General features: G+C 35.3%; 15 protein-coding genes. 9 read left to right on the plus strand and 6 right to left on the minus strand.

Going from position 1 to position 14,969, the window contains the following annotated elements; genetic code table 11:
- Positions 1-2: 2 nt before the first annotated feature.
- Positions 3-230 carry a helix-turn-helix domain-containing protein gene (locus F975_RS12810; protein ID WP_004753985.1) on the minus strand — a complete coding sequence of 76 codons (228 nt, stop codon included), beginning with the start codon at positions 228-230 and terminating at the stop codon, positions 3-5.
- A 116-nt stretch (positions 231-346) separates the two neighbouring features.
- Between F975_RS12810 and F975_RS12815 the strand changes: the two genes are divergently transcribed.
- Entirely contained in the window at positions 347-589 is a 243-nt protein-coding gene (locus tag F975_RS12815) for a transposase (protein ID WP_004753988.1), read from the plus strand.
- Positions 590-679: 90 nt separating this feature from the next.
- Here F975_RS12815 and F975_RS12820 read toward each other — a convergent pair whose 3' ends face one another.
- The gene (locus F975_RS12820; protein ID WP_004753990.1) at positions 680-1,522 is read right to left on the minus strand and encodes a hypothetical protein; all 843 of its coding nucleotides are present in this window, start codon (positions 1,520-1,522) and stop codon (positions 680-682) included.
- 164 nt (positions 1,523-1,686) lie between these two features.
- Here F975_RS12820 and F975_RS12825 point away from each other — a divergent pair, with 164 nt between their 5' ends.
- The 8 genes from F975_RS12825 (at position 1,687) to F975_RS12860 (ending at position 11,300) form a co-directional block, all read left to right on the plus strand.
- Complete coding sequence (locus F975_RS12825) at positions 1,687-1,953, plus strand: hypothetical protein (RefSeq protein WP_004753992.1); 267 nt, start codon at positions 1,687-1,689, stop codon at positions 1,951-1,953.
- Positions 1,954-2,193: 240 nt separating this feature from the next.
- A complete protein-coding gene (locus F975_RS12830) occupies positions 2,194-2,898 on the plus strand; it encodes a hypothetical protein (protein ID WP_004753994.1) in 705 nt (234 codons plus the stop codon).
- 1 nt (position 2,899) lies between these two features.
- Positions 2,900-4,780, plus strand: a complete 1,881-nt coding sequence (locus F975_RS12835) for a Mu transposase C-terminal domain-containing protein (protein ID WP_004753996.1) — start codon at positions 2,900-2,902, stop codon at positions 4,778-4,780.
- The gene (locus F975_RS12840) at positions 4,767-5,708 is read left to right on the plus strand and encodes a TniB family NTP-binding protein (RefSeq protein ID WP_004753998.1); all 942 of its coding nucleotides are present in this window, start codon (positions 4,767-4,769) and stop codon (positions 5,706-5,708) included. The genes F975_RS12835 and F975_RS12840 overlap by 14 nt, the downstream gene beginning before the upstream one ends.
- 11 nt (positions 5,709-5,719) lie before the next feature.
- The gene (locus F975_RS12845) at positions 5,720-7,672 is read left to right on the plus strand and encodes a TniQ family protein (RefSeq protein WP_034426051.1); all 1,953 of its coding nucleotides are present in this window, start codon (positions 5,720-5,722) and stop codon (positions 7,670-7,672) included.
- 51 nt (positions 7,673-7,723) lie between these two features.
- The gene (locus F975_RS12850) at positions 7,724-8,470 is read left to right on the plus strand and encodes a restriction endonuclease (RefSeq protein ID WP_004754003.1); all 747 of its coding nucleotides are present in this window, start codon (positions 7,724-7,726) and stop codon (positions 8,468-8,470) included.
- Between the two features lie 24 nt (positions 8,471-8,494).
- A complete protein-coding gene (locus F975_RS12855) occupies positions 8,495-10,441 on the plus strand; it encodes a tetratricopeptide repeat protein (protein WP_004754004.1) in 1,947 nt (648 codons plus the stop codon).
- Between the two features lie 424 nt (positions 10,442-10,865).
- Positions 10,866-11,300 (plus strand): winged helix-turn-helix transcriptional regulator, encoded by a 435-nt coding sequence (locus tag F975_RS12860; RefSeq protein ID WP_004754007.1) that lies wholly within the window; start codon positions 10,866-10,868, stop codon positions 11,298-11,300.
- Positions 11,301-11,369: 69 nt separating this feature from the next.
- Here the strand turns inward: F975_RS12860 and F975_RS12865 are convergent, their stop codons facing one another.
- Genes F975_RS12865 through F975_RS12880 form a run of 4 tightly spaced genes read right to left on the minus strand, consistent with a single transcriptional unit; the run spans position 11,370 to position 14,834 of the window.
- Positions 11,370-12,620, minus strand: a complete 1,251-nt coding sequence (locus F975_RS12865; RefSeq protein WP_004754009.1) for an NADH:flavin oxidoreductase/NADH oxidase family protein — start codon at positions 12,618-12,620, stop codon at positions 11,370-11,372.
- A 9-nt stretch (positions 12,621-12,629) separates the two neighbouring features.
- Positions 12,630-13,016, minus strand: coding sequence for a hypothetical protein (locus F975_RS12870; protein ID WP_004754011.1), 387 nt, complete (start codon positions 13,014-13,016; stop codon positions 12,630-12,632).
- A gap of 54 nt (positions 13,017-13,070) precedes the next feature.
- Positions 13,071-13,934 (minus strand): alpha/beta fold hydrolase, encoded by an 864-nt coding sequence (locus F975_RS12875; RefSeq protein ID WP_004754014.1) that lies wholly within the window; start codon positions 13,932-13,934, stop codon positions 13,071-13,073.
- Positions 13,935-13,958: 24 nt separating this feature from the next.
- Positions 13,959-14,834: an alpha/beta fold hydrolase gene (locus F975_RS12880; RefSeq protein WP_228127441.1), complete on the minus strand. Its 876-nt coding sequence runs from the start codon at positions 14,832-14,834 to the stop codon at positions 13,959-13,961.
- Between the last annotated feature and the right edge of the window lie 135 nt (positions 14,835-14,969).

Genomic DNA, 14,969 nt, shown 5'->3' on the forward strand with positions numbered 1-14,969 from the left:
ATTTAAGTTTGGTTACTTAAAAAACTTGTTAGCTCTACTTTCAGAATTTGCAACCAATCCATTAATTCAATCACATCCAGTCTTCTTTCCAAAATTTCAACTTTAGAGACATAAGATTGAGGCTTATTCAAAAGACGTGCAAGTTCAACCTGAGTCACATGTTTAGACTCTCGGAGTTCTATAAGTTTCTTAATTAGGTCTTGATACCTAGGATCGTGTATTGAGCGCATGGCTCAATATCAGTTACAATTTAAAATATCCCAAAATAGGATATTATCATTTAACTCCATATGTTTATTGATTTTTTATTTTGGATAATGATTGAACGATAGTTTAGGAACTCAATGTGAAGCAAAAATTTTCTGTAACTCAAATCAATAGCATTGTTAAAAAACATTTAGCTGGTGCCACTATCGAACAGGTTTGTCAGGAATATCAAATTAGTGTGGCAACTCTCTATCGCTGGAAAGCAAACTATTTAGACGTAAGTGAGCAAATTCTCACTCGTTTAGATAAGTTAGAACAGGAAAATTTAGCTCTAAAGCAGATGTATGCGGAAGAAAAACTATCTAAGCGTCTAGAAATTTAGAGCTTTTAACCCACCTATTCTTTACGATCCAATAGCTCCCATTAAAAATTTCGAATGTAAATTTCAAAGATAATTTGCATTCGAAGCTGTTCAGATTGCATCTGTTGTCAAAATATTAACCCCTTCAAACAAAGTTAAAACTTGTTTTTCATGCAACAGATCTGATAATGCTTTTATACTTTCCTTCCTTGTAATACCTACTATCCCCTTATCTTCCATTGCTAACAATAGACTTATCAAAATTCTCACATTTTTCGAGAAATTATATACAGCACTTTTACCTAATACTTCCTTTGTTGAGCTAACTAAAGAAAAGACATTCCAATTAACTAAGGAAATAAAGTGCTCACGATAATTAAAAAATGGAAGTTCAGTACAAATAATAAGTAAAGTCCTATAAATAGACTGACTTAATGCAGAAGTATCCTCTTCCCTTTGAACAGCCAATTTAAAAAAAATTATCTGTGCTGCCAATGCATCCAATCCAGCTAAACACTCTAGCTGGCGTAATTTTCTTTTTGATAGGTGCGTGACTAATGCACTCCCATAATCGTATTTGTTAGCTTTATAAAGAATACGTTGGACTTCCCACGATAGATTTCTAAGCTCATCACTTAACAGCGATTCAATACTAATGGAGTTATTCATGACTTGCCAAAGAGTATGCTTAAGAAGCATAGAGCTGCCTTGTACATGAGATTCTGCTTGGCCTATAAGTATAGGACTTGGAGTATGTTTACCTAAGCGATAACCTCGCCATTTATTATTATGATAAGCATCACCATGCTTATTTTTATTAAAAGCATCTGGCTCAATTACTTTTTCAATTTGATAATCTGAATTTTTAGATAAATTGACCCTGAGATACCAATACCATAATGAAACTCGAACGATATCTAACTCACTTCTTTTTTCCATTTTTGTATTTTTCATTTTTTAGTCAATCTCAAAAAAAATCCTAGTTATAGTTATTTATAATTTAAAAACAATAAATTAGAAATTCGTATAGAGTAAAAGATTGAGCTGTTTTTACTTTCTACACAACTTTTTTTAAAAGATATATGCTTCTGTTGTGACAGGACAATACAAGACACCCTATGCAAAACCATTTCATCGTTGATGCAACAACAATAGAAAAAGAACTATTTGACCGTTACGGCCCACTAATAGCTGATGATGCTCTAAGAATTGCTTTAGGTTACAAAACCACAGATGCTTTTCGTCAAGCATTAACACGTAAAACTGTTCCTATTCCTATTTTCACTTTCCCAAATCGTCGTGGAAAATATGCGTTAGTAAAAGATGTTGCTACATGGCTAGCAAACCAAAGAAACTCATCTTTAGATCCGAACCATAACCACTAAGTTTTCATTTTTCAAAAAATTATTATGGAGTCATCATGAAAAACTAAACCAAAAATCAATAAAAAACGGACCCCAAAAGGATCCGTTTGTGACTTTATATAGAAGCATATAAAGACCTGAGAATCATAGTATCTTCTCTATATCGTCACCAGTCAAGTAAGTGCTATTCAATCGTAATAGTACAGATTAACTCATTCTCAAATATCTATTGAGAATAGGTTTACTTCTGGATAAACAGATATGTCTTATAAAAAAGTTTTTTCAAAAACTGATATTCAAATAAATATCCTTGAACAAATCAGGATTGCCTTTGAATCAACAGCAAATGTAGCAGCTACACTTCACGGGCAACGTAAAATCTATCAAGGTGCTTTTGGTCGTCGAACTTCCCTTTTCCCTAGTCAAAAGTGTTGCGGTGCAATACCACTAGAAAGCCGTCTTGAACTGGCACATGCGATACATTTAGAACAAAATCCCAACATCATAAATTATCGCTCACAAGCATTAAAAATTTTACTTATCAATGAACAATATTGTTTTCCAGATTTTTTAGTTAAAACAATAAAAGGTAGTTATGAGGTTCATGAAGTCAAACCATCCATAGCATCATTATCAACAGATGATTTAAATCGCTTTGCAATACTATCTGATCTACTCCACTCGATTGATATTACTTTTAAGCTAATAGATCACATAGACTTACCAAGTGAATCAGAAATTTCGCAGCTACTTTACTGGTATCAAAGAGGACATAGATTCAATTGGAACACCCTCGAAATCAATTACGCCTTACGTCACTTAAATTTCGAAGAATTTGATACCTCACAGCAAGTCTACAAAACACTTGAATCAATAGGTCTTAAACAAGAACTAGCTGATTATTTATTTTTTCATAAAAAAATTAAGCTCCGCTCAGAAAATATGAATAGTCGAAAGGTCTATTAATATGGAAAACTCTCTTTTTATACCTCAATCTGGTTTTCGTTTTTATTTTAAAGCACATCCCGACTATATTTTTGAAATCGGATCTATAACCTATAATGCTATTCGATATGCTGCTATAGCTGGTGGAAAATCATTTTCAATAACACCCACCGAATTCGAAAGCCGCTATAAATTAGGTGAAATTTTATGTGTATTTGCACCTGAGAAACTCATAATCAACCCCAAATATAGCTCAGAACTTCATCGCAAAGAGCGCTATGTTGTCAATGCATTACAACTATTGGAGCACCCTACAAGTATTAAGCTGCTTTCCGAATTAATCCCCCAGATAGCTTCCAACATTAATGACCTTAACCCACCTTCGTGCCGTACTGTGGCAAGATGGATCAATAAATATAGAAATTCTTCTCAGAATAAACTGTGCTTACAAAATAAATATTCAGGTAATCGTAGTTTAAGATTCCCTCCTGAAATTTATCAAATTCTAAATCAAGCAATTAATGAAGTTTATTTAAAGCCTGAATACAGAAGTGGTAAAGACGTACTTGCCTATATGCTTAGTCGATTCATGGAACAAGGCATCCCATTAGAACAGTTACCAACACTTCGTAGTATCCAGCGACATATCAAAAAATTAGATCCTTATATTGAATTTAAAATGAAAAAAGGGTCCCGAATAGCGAAGAAAAAATTTCAAGCTGCTGGCAAAAGTATTGTTAGTCCTTTTGCTCTTTATATGGTCGAAATTGATACACACTATTTAGATCTAATCGTTATTGATCCGAAGACGAAACTTGCTTTAGGCCGACCATTTCTCGCATGTGCAATTGATATCTACTCTAGAGCCATTGTCGGCACTTATATAAATATGTATCCCCCTAGTGCTGCAACTACATTAGAAGTCATCAAAGATATGATTACTCGGCCAAACCAAAAGTTACCAGGAGGAATCCCAAGTATCGTCATTCCAGATAATGGTGTGGAGTTTAAAAACAATGCTCTCGAACGAGTATGTGAACAGCTGAAAATTACTTTGACTCCTTCCCAAGTAGGCACACCTAATAACAAACCTCATATTGAACGTTTTTTTAGTACGCTCACACATGGGATTATACAAAAACTACCGGGAACAACTTTTTCCAATCCAACGAATAGAGGTGAATACAATTCAAGTAAAATTGCACAATTAACTTTAGAACAATTAAAACAATATATAGATACGTGGATTCATGAGGTTTATCACCGATCTATCCATCACACGACAGGACGTTCACCTATCATTATGTGGCAAGATGCCATTGAAGATATACAACCTAGTTTTCTTACAGATATAGATGCAAAAATTTTATGCCGTAGGCCTATTGAAAGAAGCATTAATCACGGTCAAGTACGTGTAGATGGTATTAGTTATTTTTCACATGCTCTAACTACACTACAAGCTAAAGGCATAAAAAAAGTTACCGTGCTTATAGATGATTTAAATTTAAATGAAGTTTTTATCATTGATCCCAACAAGAAAGATGTAGTCATTCAAGCAGATTCAACCAATCAAGACTATACATTTGGATTAACACGAATAACCCATCTTGAAGTTCAAAAACTAAAAAAAATCCAATCTCGATCTGACAAACAAAAAATTGGTCCGATGTCCGATTTATATTATCTGTATAAACTTATGCATGAGATTCAAACTAATCTTGTGAGACGAAAGCCAAGATTGAAACCACTTACTCTTGAACTTCCGAAGCAGCTACAGAGGATCGAAGAACAACTATTCTCAAAAGACAAGGATATTGCTGAACAACCTGCTTCCACAATAAATGTACCTACACCAATTAATCAATTTGGTTCATTGGAGGTATTTAAACATGGAAAAATTTGAGAATCGTTTTGAACAAATTCGATCGATTAACAATATTGTTATCACTTCCAATGAATTCATGGTCGCTTTCACAGGCATACAAGATTGCGTAAAAAGAAGTATTTCATTTAGCGAACCAGTTGGATGTATGCTTCTTGCTGAAGGAGGACTTGGAAAAACAACCCTCTGTAAAACAATCTTGAGTCTTATGCCTCGTACAGAAAAAATTGAGAAGGATCATAAGAAAAATATCATCCCTGTATGTTATGTAGAAGTGCCATCGCCTGCCACAGTTAAAGCCTTAGCAATAACGATACTCAAAGAGCTCGGTGATCCAACTTATGAGAATGGATATGGTACTACTGAATACCTAACTAGCAGACTGATTTATTTACTCGCACAATGCGAAACCAAGCTTATATTCTTAGATGAATTCCACCATTTATTTGAGCGTAAACCGACATCTACAAGAATGAATCGAACTACTGGAAATTGGCTTAAAACTCTAGTAAACCGAACTGGAATTAGTTTTTGTTTAGTTGGCTTACCTGAGTTTGTCCCACTACTTCAAGTTGATAGCCAAATTGCTCGTAGATTCCCATTCATTTACCACCTTAATCCATTAACTGTTGATCCTTCAAATGGCGGGAGCATGTTTGCATTTCTTGCTGAAGTTGCAAGAACACTCAATAAGCAAAATATCACTTTCTCACCACCTCTAAATAGCCAGCTCGTAGGCATGCAAATTCAACTAGCAACAAAAGGCTATCACTCATACGTAATGAGCCTGATTAGAGAAAGTATCGCACATGCTCTACATGATAATAGGCAAGTAATAACTCCCCTTGATTTCAGTTATGCATGGAAATTAGGCATCACGCTCTACATTAGCAAACAAAATAAAAATCCATTTGAAATGAACATTTCACAAATCATCTCATTAATTTAATAGTCAGAATTATGCGAAATCCTCTTTTAATACAAGCAATACCTCATGAAGATGAGTCACCAATGAGTTTCTTGTTAAGAACAGCAGAACTCAATGCACATAGTTCAATTTTTAATTTAATAGGCAAAGAAAAGTATAAATCTATCATTCGTCAGTCTTTGAATTATCATATTTCTGATATGAAACGCTTCACTCAAGTCTTAGAAGCATTAAATCTTGATAGTTCTTATAAATTTCTAGCTTTTAAAAGATCAAGGCCAACCAATAGATCTCCTATAATGATTGGAACAATTGAAGTCCCCCATGAATTATTAGAATTAGAAGGTTTACGCTACTGTCCCACTTGTCTTTCTGAAAAAGCATATCTTAGAAAAATATGGACATTAAAGCCTATACATGCATGTCCAATACATTCTTGTTTGTTAATTTATTCTTGTCCTCAATGTAAGAATTTTCTTCTCCCCAAAACAGGAGTTCTAAACTGTTCTCGCTGCGGTTTTAAATTAGATAAAGGACCTGTACAGAAAGTAAAATCAATGGAAAGTGTCTATTGGTTTCTTGACATATTAACTCATAGTTCAAATAAAGTTTTTTCAGATTTTGCATCATGCTGGAAAGCATTCAATTCTTTCTTAAAAGATGATAATTCCAATACAAATGAAAATATTTTTTTTAAAGTATATGAATATTTTTCTGACCCAGAGACTTCTGCCATAAAATTAAGTGAAAATATTAACAATAGAAGTGAGAATTCTCATCCACGTATTCTATTGCTACCATTTCTAAAACATAAAAAACTTTTCAACAAGCATATTAAAATCACCGAAAAGAATTTTTCAGAATATAGAATTAGTGAAAATAGTATTTCCAGAAATCTTAGAAATTATGAAATACAACTGATCTTAAATATTTCTCGATTTGAGCTTGAGAAATTGATAGAAAATGACTTTTTGAACCTTGGACAGAAAGAACTGTACAAAGGAGATATTGCTAGCAGAGACATAGAACACTTCTTAATTGATACATATTCTCAACCTAAATCTGCACTTCTCACTAGCATCGAAGCACCCGTAGACAATGATAGTGTGCAATTAAAGGATGTTGCTAAGTTGTTAGATATCAATTATGACATTGCTAGAAAACTAGCAAAAGCTGGATGGTTCAAATTAGAGAATACAAATGAAATACCACAGGCTTTCAAAAAATATTCAAAAGAAAAGGTGAATAAATTCAAAGAAAATTACATACTCGTTAGTCCACTAGCAACACAGCTAAAGGCATCTCCAACTAATCTAGTGGAAAAATTAGGGGCTTTAGGTATTACTCCTACTAATGGTCCACATATAGATTCAACTGCAATAAATATTTTTTTAAAGACTGATGTCCAAGATATAAAGCCAGATGACTTAATTATGATTAAAGGTTATCCGACTCGTTCTGGAAGGCAAAAAAATACCTTAAATGAAATATCGCATAGTAAGGATTATTACTCTTTAAAAAATGCTACCGCACTCTTAGAAATCAGCCCCAATAAGGTTGCTGTACTTGTTCAAAAAGGAATTCTTAGGAAAAATGAGAACAACCCTTTATCTGTTCAAATTGAAGCTAGCTCTCTATTAAGTCTGAAGAACAAACTCAATAGCGAAAATTATATTTCCAATGTAGATGCAGCAAAGCAATTAAATTGTCCCATGAACTGGATGAAAAAATATTGGTGCAATACAGGCTTCTTCAACATTGAAGATCTAACTTACTGGAAACTTATCAATAAGAATGAGTTAGCTGAAGTTTTAAAGCTAAAAGAAGAATACATTACTGGTGCTGAGGCAAGCTCTCTCTTAGGAATGCGTCATTCTCATATCACTAACCTACAGAATCAAGAACTTATAAAGCCTTACTATTTTGGTAAAACAGATAAAAAAGTAAGGCTTTTTAAAAGATCTGATATATTAAAATTGATATGAAAAACATGTGTATCTTAAAAATTTTTATCTAAATTAAACATCGAGATTATTTTGAAATCTGGCGCTACATTTGAAAGTTATATCCATTACGTTTACAACACATTATTAAATTTAAAAGGAGAAAAAGTTCAAGTTTCACAAAATACAACTTTTCGTCTTTCTTCTGGAGAATCATATGAAATTGATATCTATTATGAGTTTATTAAAGTTGGAGTAAGACATAGAGTTGCTATTGAGTGCAAAGATTGGAAAAAACCAATCAGTCAAGGTCAAATTTTAGAATTTCACCAAAAAATTAAAAATATTGGGGAAAATATTGTAGGGGTAATTATCTCTAATTCTGGGCTCCAATCTGGGGCAAAACTAGTTGCAGAAAGACATGGCATTCTCATATTAAATGGAGAAGATATTCCAACAATTCCTCAACTATTAGCTAGTAACATACAAACTAAGTTAATTCCTGAACCAAATTGTACAGGTGAACCTTTCTGGTTTATTGGCGAACTTTCCAATAATTCTACTATGGGCACTGGCACGTATAATGCTTTTCCCCAAAACTCTCCAGCAGATATTCCTTTATTTTTTTCTAAAAAACATGCTGAACTCTATCATAACCAATTACCAGACAAAGAGAGATATGCCGTATTTGGTATGCCTCAATATAAGCTAAAGGGATTACTCGCTTTTGCTGTCCCACAAGAAGTTAAATTTGGATTAATACGTAAAGTTTATGATAGCGGAGAAGTTTCTATAAATATTATTTCCGCTAATGAACTCAAAAATGAATATCTACTTTAAACCAATAATCCAATAGGTCGTGAAATGAAATATTTAGATGACTTACCTAAAAGGCATTCAAATCATATTATAGAGAGCAAAGCTGTAGCTGCTTTTGAAAAATGTATAGATGAATCTGAATGTTTCATGATCCAACAAAAGGATACGCAGGATTATGGTACAGACTGTCAATTAGAAGTAGTTAATGATGGAAATGCTACAAACGTTAGAATCCATGTTCAGCTAAAGGGCACTAAAAAAGCTTTGAATAAAGATGGCTCTATCAGCATAGATATAAGCAGAACTAATCTGAACTATCTAATCTCTCAACGATATTCATTTTTTGTTTGCTATCACATTCCAACAAATACCCTGAAATTTTGTTATGCAGATACTGTACTACGCCAATATGAACATTCTCAACAACAATGGACGACCCAACAAACTATTACTGTAAATTTCACTGACTCACTTACTGTTCAAAGGTTAGAATCCCTAGCAAAACTTGCAAAAGCTAATTCTAATGCACTAAGAAATAATAGAATTAAACAAATTACTACGTCTCCTATTGAGATGGTTAGTACAATAAAAACAATACCTTTTGATCTGCACATTCCTGAAGATCAAGAACTTGCAATATCTTTACTTTCAACCCTTTATGACAGTGGTGAAGATAAAATAATAAGTGATGCTTTTGATAGATTTCTAGCACTTTTTCCATCAGAGCATAATGCACTTGTATTTTGCTATATGGCTGAAATTAATATTGGTATGGCACAGAAAAAAACTAATATTGATAGAATTCAAAAAGGAATTACCTATCTAGAATCCAAGTTAGAAACTAGACAATTCAGTACTGGAAGTCTTTTATACTCAATTGGAAATGGATACTCTGTACTAGATATTAATGAAAATGCAATCATTGCATATAAGAAAGCTATAGATGACTTGAGTCATAATGATAACCAGCTACTAGCTATGTGTTATAAAAATCTAGGTTCAAGTTATAACAATATTGGAAATCAAGCTGAAGCTATTATTTGTTATAAAAAATCCATTACTTTCAATAACCACCTTCCAGAAGCTAATTTTGCTTTAGGCAATTTCTATTTGAAGAATGGTCAATACAAGGAAGCTTTAAAACACTTTGATGAAATAGTTTTTGATGAACCAACAACTGAGAAACAATTCTCAGTTTTAGGCTGGAGAGTTAATGCTCTTTTTAATCTAAAAGAAGGTCGTTCAGCATTTCGAGAGATCAATACATTACTTAGTAACACAGCCAGTAGCGGGGAATGGATATGGTCATGGTGCGCTCAACAAGTTGCATTATTTGGGCGTAATGATATTGACAATGCCAAACGAAGTATCTCATTTTGGGATAGATATCTAAAAAAATATCCTAATTGCCCATATGGAGTTAGAGAATGGTTATTGAATCAATTTTATTTACGCTCAGAATCCGTAAATATCGGATTCACTTATTCTGCGTTTAAGTCTCATTTTGAATCTATAATTCAATATATTCAAACCGAAGATGCTGCATTTCTTTGGGATAGACTTGGTCATTGGGCACAGGACAATAGCAATTGGAATGAAGCAGAGTACTGTTTTAGAAAGGCTTATGATCTAGAAAAAGGTGAATTCGGGTATTGCTTAGGTACAGCATTACTATTTCTCAATCGTCCGGAAGAAAGTCTTCCATTCTTACTAGAACAAGCTTTAAATATCCAACCTGATGACTTGAGTTGGTTTCAATTAGCGTCAACTTATGAAAAGTTAGGCAAAACAAAAGAATCAATTAATGCTTATAAAAAAGTAATCTCCTTAAATCCAGAGTATGCATTAGCTTGGTTTAATATGGGAGGCATACATTGGAATAATGGCGATTATAAAAATGCAAGACGAGTATGGAGAAAAGCTGTTAAGAAATTTCCTAGCCATGAGTTATCATCCCACCTCTATAAAAATATACCATACGCATTAGATTAAAAATTGCCAAAATGACATCAGTTGTGTCGCTTTAGCTTCAAAATGTCATTGGTTGTGTCGCTGATCAATGTCATTGTGCGTCGCAACCACACTCAAGTCTTTGAAGTTAATAAACTCGAAATGACAAACAATGTGTCGCATGACGAAAACGCGTAAGACGACATCTAAGTTTTCTTTAGCGACAAATAAAATTTCCTTGTAAAAAGTCCATCTACATAGATGGACTTTTTTTTAATGATGATAATTTTTCAAAAGATCTTTAAATAAGAGACAGAATTTCATAATCTGCATATGCTTATTGGGACTGTACTAGATTGACACAGTGCCAATCTAGTACCGCCTCTAATCATTTTAATAACGTATGCCTGATGAAGAAAACATGTTACTATTCATTTAGTAGTTACAATTAAACTTATTAATTCTTATGAGTAAAAATACCAGTCTTGAGGTCTGTCCAATCGCTAGAAGTCTTTCAGTTCTTGGCGATTCATGGAGCATGCTGATATTAAGAGATGCACATGCAGGTTTTACTCGATTTGACCAGTTTCGTAAAAGCTTAGGCATTGCTCCCACAATGCTCACTAAACGGTTATCTGTGTTAGTCGATGAAGGCTTGCTCGAAAAACGGCAATATTCAGAACACCCACCACGTGAAGAATATGTACTCACTCAAGCTGGTAAAGACTTTTTACCTGTTTTATTTGTGATAGGCGCATGGGGCAAAAAATATAAACCCTATGAGCAACCTGAGAAAATGGTGACTTTCATTGATGCAGAACAAGGCACTGAAATTAAACCAATTGTTATTGATCAAATCACTGGTGCCGAAATTGGTACCCGTCCAATTAGTCAAAAATAACGAATAATTTAAATAGATAAAAGCACTCAATTGGCGTGCTTTTTATTGGGCTAATGTAAAGTAAATAGGTTATTTTGCTCTGCTACGTTGGGTTGCATAAGTTCCCCAACCACTGAGTAAAACCGATGTAATAAATGCCCATAAACCACTTTCGCTAGGTTTTGGTTCTTTACCTTTACCCATGCGTTTTAATTGTTGGGTGTACCAAAGTACTTCCATAATACCTAGATTATCGACCTTCTTAATGCCTGTTTTGATGGGATGCACCGACTGAAGACCATTTTTGCCTGCCAGTAAATATTTAGGTACATCAGGTTCAATCGCCATAATTCTCGCAATCCCAATAACATCACATGCTCGAGACTGCAAAGCTTGATTCATGCCTTCTACGGTTCGAAAACCACCTGTAACCATGAGTGGTGTTTTTACAAGTTTTATTACTTTTTCTGCGAAATCAATAAAGAAAGCTTCACGTGCAATTGTTGATGCTTTTTGGGGCGCTTTAGCTACACCAGATTCATAGGTGCCGCCTGATATTTCAATGAGGTCAATGCCTGCATTGGCTAAAGCCCGAATTGTTTCTAACGAGTCTTGTTCGGTAAATCCGCCTTTTTGAAAGTCTGCCGAGTTAAGCTTAATCGCAATCGGAAACTCTTTACCGACTTGTTTACGGATTTCTGCATAAACTTCCATTAAAAAACGACGGCGTTTTTCTGGCGTACCGCCCCATTCATCATTTCTTAAATTATGCAAAGGCGATAAAAACTGATTTATGAGATAACCATGTGCAGCATGAATCTCAACGCCACTAAACCCAGCTTTTTTACATATCGCTGCGCTACAACCAAAGCGCTGAATAATATCTATAATCTCTGCATGTGTAGCTTCATCAGGCGTCGCAAATAAAGATTGCATTTCTGGCCCAAACGGCACTGCCGATGCAGAAATAGTACGGACATTTAACCCTTTCGTTGATTGTTTTCCCGGATGATTTAACTGTGCCCACAATTGAGAACCTTGCTCGGTCACGGATTTTGCCCATTTTTGTAAAATCGCAAAATCACGTTCATCCTCAACGACAACATTACCAGCCTCACCTAAGGCACGTCGGTCAATCATAATATTGCCACTGATGATCATGCCAATTCCTGATGCAGCCCAACGCTGATATAACCGAACATGTTTTTCGGTTGGATTATTTGAATAGGTGGCTAAGGTTTCACTGGTTGAAGCCTTAGCTAAGCGGTTTGGAATGCTAAAGCCATTTGGCAATGTTAAAGGCTGATTCAAGAGATTGGTTTTTAATTGCGGATCAGTCATAAGCTTCTCTCACACAGTCAAAGAGGATTGCGGATGAGGCTGAATAAAGTCCACTAAACTTTGAAACCACATCACATCCACAAAATTTCCTGTAATCACAAGATCCTGTGTTCTCAGGGCTGTTAAAAATGTATTTACACTGTCTTTAGCTGATAGCACGGCAAAACCTTTACTGCCTGTTTTAAAGGTAAAGGTAAAACTGGGTGATTCGGTTTGTCCTGCATGAGAACAGATCTTGCCATTCTTGACTTCAAAATAGCGCCCTTCACCACTTGCAGTCTGAATTTGAAAGGTGACATTTTTGTCATTCACATACGCTGCACATTTCGGATTGGTTTTCACAGCCCGTTGTAGCAACTTAGTCAGCATCCACAGTAATAGTTTGAATCTCATCATTTAATTTCTCAGCTTATCAATTTTAAAATTAAGTGTTTCAGGGGGGCTAATGAATTACTCATCTAGAAACTGTATTGCATGCTTAACAAAGCGTTCTGGATATTGAAACTGTGCGCCATGTCCTGCATCGGGATAAATCAATAGCTGTGCATTTGGAATATTCAGTGCCATGTGATAGGCATTTATGGTTGGAATCATCACGTCATCCACACCATTAAGAATAAAAGTGGGTTGTTTAATTTCTCGCAAATGAGCAAATGGATCCTGCTCATCAAGCTTCGGTAAAAAGTGCATATTGGCTTCAATCTGAGCTTGCATGACTTCAACTGAACTGGCTGGATCCTGATCTTTACGCAGATGGCGGCGTTGCCAAAAATCACGACCTGCTTGAATTGCTTTTGGTGATCGACCAAAGAATAAAAATAGAAAGTCCTGTTCAGAAGGCTCTGCGCTGGTTGCATGCTTCAATACTAAAGCCGGCACATCTGGATCATCGCCACGTGGCTTACCCCCTCTTGGCCCTGTTCCCAAAAGCATTAATTTTCTGACCAACTCGGGATGACGACGAACCAAATCCTGTGCCTGAAATCCTCCCAGTGAAAAACCCAGTAGATCTACCTGTTTTAAATTTAATGCACGAATCACTGCGGCGGCATCATCAGCCATATCCTCAATACGAGTGCGTGGCTGACCTGTAGATGAAGCTACTCCTCGACCATTAAATAAAATGACTTCTCGCCCTGCTGCCAACCCATCGGTAATGATTGGGTCCCAATTGTCTAAACCACCTCGAAAGTGCTGAAGAAAAAATAGCGGCGGTTGCTGTGTATGTGCGTTACCCCATCGACGATAGGCAAATTTTGCTCCATCTATTTCAATGAATTGAGTCTCGGCTGTTTGGTGTGTAATTGTTGTCATCGTCATTGTCCTAAATTTAAGTTCTTATTTAGCTAAGAATGTAAGTGATTGTTTTACAAAATCTTGATGAAACTGAAAGATTCCACCATGGCCAGCATCTGGATAAATGATGAGTGAGCTATTTGGGAGACGTTTTGCCAAATCATAGGTATTTACCGTTGGAACCATACGATCATGATCCCCATTCGCCACCAATACTGGCTGTTGAATAACGGAGAGATCGACTGGTTTCTTATTACCCCATTTTTTTAATGCTTTAAGCTGAGCACGATACGCAGAAATCGTAATTTCTTTATCACGGTTTTCAGTACGTTCATTGATGCGTTGCACAAATTCTTTTGCAGCAGCTTTGCCATTGTCTGTACGAGTAAAAAATAAATAGACTTTAGGGTCTTGGCGAGTCGCCATTCCACGTACCAAATCCCAATTTGAAACTCGTCCAACTGTACTGATTCCAGTTCCACCAGCGGGGCCTGTTCCCGATAAAATCATTTTACGAATCAATTTGGGTTGTTTAAGAACAATTTCTTGTGAAATCATGCCGCCCATCGAGAAGCCAAATAAATCAACTTGTTTAAATCCTTTCGCTTGAATAAAAGTAATCGCATCATCTGCCATTTGTTCAATTGACTGTGCTGGTTCACCAGTAGAAGCCCCAACACCACGATTGTCGAAAACAATCACATGATGTTTTGCTGCAATACCGTCAATGATTCGTGGATCCCAATTGTCTAGCACAGCAGCTAAATGATTTAAGAAGATCACCGGTGTGCCGCCATTTTGCTGTCCATACTCTCGGTATGCGAAGTTAATACCATTTGCTGAGATAAATTGAGTTGGAACATTAATCCATTGATCTTGTTTTTCTACCATTACGGTTACTTCTGAATTCGGGGTCATCGCTGTATTTACATCTGCATAAACTGAACTTGTTAACGCAAGGGTCATTGAAAACAGGCTCTTTTTGAGCAAATTACTCATGATTCATTTCCTAAAATAAGCTTTGTATCTAAACAACCAGCATAAGAATAAAAA

The sequence above is a fragment of the Acinetobacter brisouisimilis genome (assembly GCF_000368265.1).
Classification (GTDB): Bacteria; Pseudomonadota; Gammaproteobacteria; order Pseudomonadales; family Moraxellaceae; genus Acinetobacter.